The 3,083-nt window shown below is 66.2% G+C and carries 2 protein-coding genes; both read right to left on the minus strand.

Annotated elements, in window-relative coordinates; all coding sequences use genetic code 11:
• Positions 1-2,002 (minus strand): chromosome segregation SMC family protein (locus CWO89_RS42420; protein WP_165421575.1); only part of this gene is annotated, 2,002 nt, incomplete at its 3' end.
• 205 nt (positions 2,003-2,207) lie between these two features.
• Positions 2,208-2,864 carry a DsbA family protein gene (locus CWO89_RS42425; RefSeq protein ID WP_130584153.1) on the minus strand — a complete coding sequence of 219 codons (657 nt, stop codon included), beginning with the start codon at positions 2,862-2,864 and terminating at the stop codon, positions 2,208-2,210.
• Positions 2,865-3,083: the final 219 nt, after the last annotated feature.

Genomic DNA, 3,083 nt, shown 5'->3' on the forward strand with positions numbered 1-3,083 from the left:
AGGCGGCGCGCAATTCGGCTTCCGCATTTTCCAGCGCCTGCCGCTTGGCGATCACCTCGCTGCGCGCCTGCTCGAGCTCATGCTCGATGTCGACCAGGCGGGCACGCTCGGCCAGGCGCCGCGCCGCGCCGGTCGGCGCGTGGGCGGCGGTGACAAAACCGTCCCAGCGCCAGACGTCGCCCTCGAGCGACACCAGCCGCTGGCCGGTCTTCAGTTGCGATACCAGCTCCGCGCCGCGCTCCTTTGCCACGACGCCGATCTGGGCGAGGCGGCGCGCCAGTTCCGGCGGCGCCTGCACATGGTTGGCAAGGCAATCGACGCCTTCGGGCAGCGCCGGATCTTCGCCGGCGGGGACGTTGGTCCAGCGCATCGGCGCCGAGGGATCGACGGGAGCATCGAGATCATCGCCGAGCGCGGCGCCGATCGCCTTCTCATAGCCCTTGGCGACCGTGATGCCGTCGATGATCGGCGGCCACAGATTCTTGGTCTCGCCATTGAGGATCTTGGAGATGGTGCGCGCCTCGGTCTCCAGCCGCTGCACGCGCTTTTCTGCTTCGGTCAGCGGGCTGCGGGACGCTTCCAGCGTCTGCCGCGCGACCACGTGACCGGTTTCGCTCGCCTGCACGGTGGCTTCGGCCTCGGCCAGCGTCTGCTGCGCGGTCTCGACCGCGGCCGCGAGCACATCGATGTCGCCCAGCGAACCGGTGTCCTGCGCGAGCCGCTCCTCCTCGGCCTGGACGCTCGCGATCTCATGGTCGAGTCGGGCGAGCCGGTCGCGATGGGTTCGCACGCCGGCTTCGAGCTGATTGCGCTTGGCGGTGAGGTCGGCGAGCTCTGTGGTCAGCTCGGCAAACCGGCGCTCGGTTTCGGCAAGCATGGCTTCCGCTTCCGCGACGCGCTCGTCGACGCCGGAGCGCTGCTCGACCCGAGACTTGATCTCTTCCTTCAGCTCGGCATCCTCGGTGTCGAGCCGCTGCAGCGCGACGTCGGCGTCCGCCGTCTGCTGCTGCTCGCGCGCGATGTCGGCGACGAACTGCGCCAGGCGCCGGTCGAGTTCGGAAACGCGTTCCTTGGCACGCTCCTCTTCGCGGTCGAGCAGCTCGCGCGCATTGTTGAGCCGCTGCAGGCCCGCTGCGGCGCGGGCTTCCGCCTCGCGTAGCGCCGGCAGTTCGGCGGCACGGATCGCCTGGATGCGCGCGGATTCCGCCTGCTCACGGGTGCGCTCGGCCGCCTCGCGAACGGCGAGATCATGCGTCTGCGCGGCGTCGTTGAGGTCGGCATGCGCCTCGATCCAGCGCAGATGGAACAGCATCGCCTCGGACTTGCGGACCTTCGCCGCGACCTCGCGGTAGCGGATCGCTTGCCGCGCCTGTTTCTTCAGCCCATCCATCTGGCCGGTGAGCTGGCCGATCACGTCCTCGACGCGGGTGAGGTTGGTCTCGGCCGCCTTCAGCCGCAGTTCTGCTTCATGGCGGCGGGCGTGCAGGCCCGCGACGCCGGCGGCATCTTCGAGGATGCGGCGGCGCTGTTCCGGCTTGGCCTGGATGATCTCGCCGACCTTGCCTTGGTGCACCAGTGCCGGCGACCGCGCGCCGGTTGCGGCATCGGCGAACAGGAGCTGCACGTCGCGCGCGCGCACGTCGCGGCCGTTGATGCGATAGACGGAACCCGCCTCGCGCTCGATGCGGCGGGAGATTTCCAAGACCTGGCTGTCGTTGACCGCCGCCGGTGCCGTGCGATCGGCGTTGTCGATCGTCATCACGACTTCGGCGTGGTTGCGCGCCGGGCGATTGCCGGAACCGGCGAATATCACCGCGTCCATGTCGGCGGCGCGCAGCGACTTGTGCGAGGTTTCGCCCATCGCCCAGCGCAGCGCTTCCACCAGGTTGGACTTGCCGCAGCCGTTCGGCCCGACCACGCCGGTGAGGCCCGGCTCGATCATGAAGTCGGTGGGTTCAACGAACGACTTGAAACCGTGGAGGCGTAGGCGCGTGAGCTTCATGAACACAAATCTCTGTTGGCCGGGCGCGAATCTCCCTGCCGTGACAATACCATGGAAGGCAATGTCGGTATGTAGGCGGTCCGCTCGCTGCGGCCCTCATGGCCGCGACAATGGCGAGGCCGGGGCGTACCGGCAACCGCCGCCTCGGGCTTTTCCCAAGGCTTTTGCTTGGTTTATCGCGCGCTAGCGAATAGCTGTGGACGAATCAGCTTTTCAACAATGAATTGATGCGCTTGCTGAATTCGTCGAACGAGGTTTCGCCCTTCAGCATCTCGCCATTGATGAAGAAGGTCGGCGTCGAATTCACCTTCAATACGTCATTGGCGTATTTCTGGTCGGCGGCGATCTTGTCGAGCAGCGCCTGGTCCTTCAGGCAGTCCTCGACCTGCTGCTGGCTGAGGCCCGCCTGCTTGCCGATTCGCGTCAGCGTCTCCGTGGTGTTCTTCATCACCCAGTCGTTCTGCTGGCGGAACAACAGGTCGATCACCGCGAAATATTTCGGCGCGTCGTCCTTGGCGATGCAGCGCGCCAGCATCGAGCCGGCGGCGGCCTTGATGTCGAGCGGGAATTCGCGGAACACGTAGCGGATCTTGCCGGTGTCGATGTATTCCGACTTGATCTTCGGGAACACCGTTTCGTTGAAGTTCGCGCAGTGCGGGCATGTCATCGAGGCGTATTCGGTGATGGTCACCGGGGCATTCTGCGGGCCGAGCGCCATGTCCGGTAGCGATTGCGGCTTGGCGACATCGGCGGCGGTCTGCGCAGTCGCCTCCGAAATCAGGCGCAGCGGCGAGAGACCGATCAGGGCGGCAAGACCAGTCAGTGACAGAGCGGCGGTGAAGGCGCGGCGCGTGATGATCAAGGTCGGCTCCCGGATTGGCGCATTCACGCCTAAAGAGGTCTAAAAAAGCGAACTTTCGCTAGCTTGAAATGGTGATTGTGGCAATGCTGCGCTCCAAGGCCTGCCACGCAAAAAAGTCTCAATTTCGCTTGATCGAGGCCCCCAATCGCGCGAGCGCGGCGCGTAGCGCCTCGTCCTCCACGGCGGACAGGGTCTTTTCGACCGCCGCCACCGCCTTGG

It is taken from the genome of Bradyrhizobium sp. Leo170 (assembly GCF_004296405.1).
GTDB lineage: Bacteria > Pseudomonadota > Alphaproteobacteria > Rhizobiales > Xanthobacteraceae > Bradyrhizobium.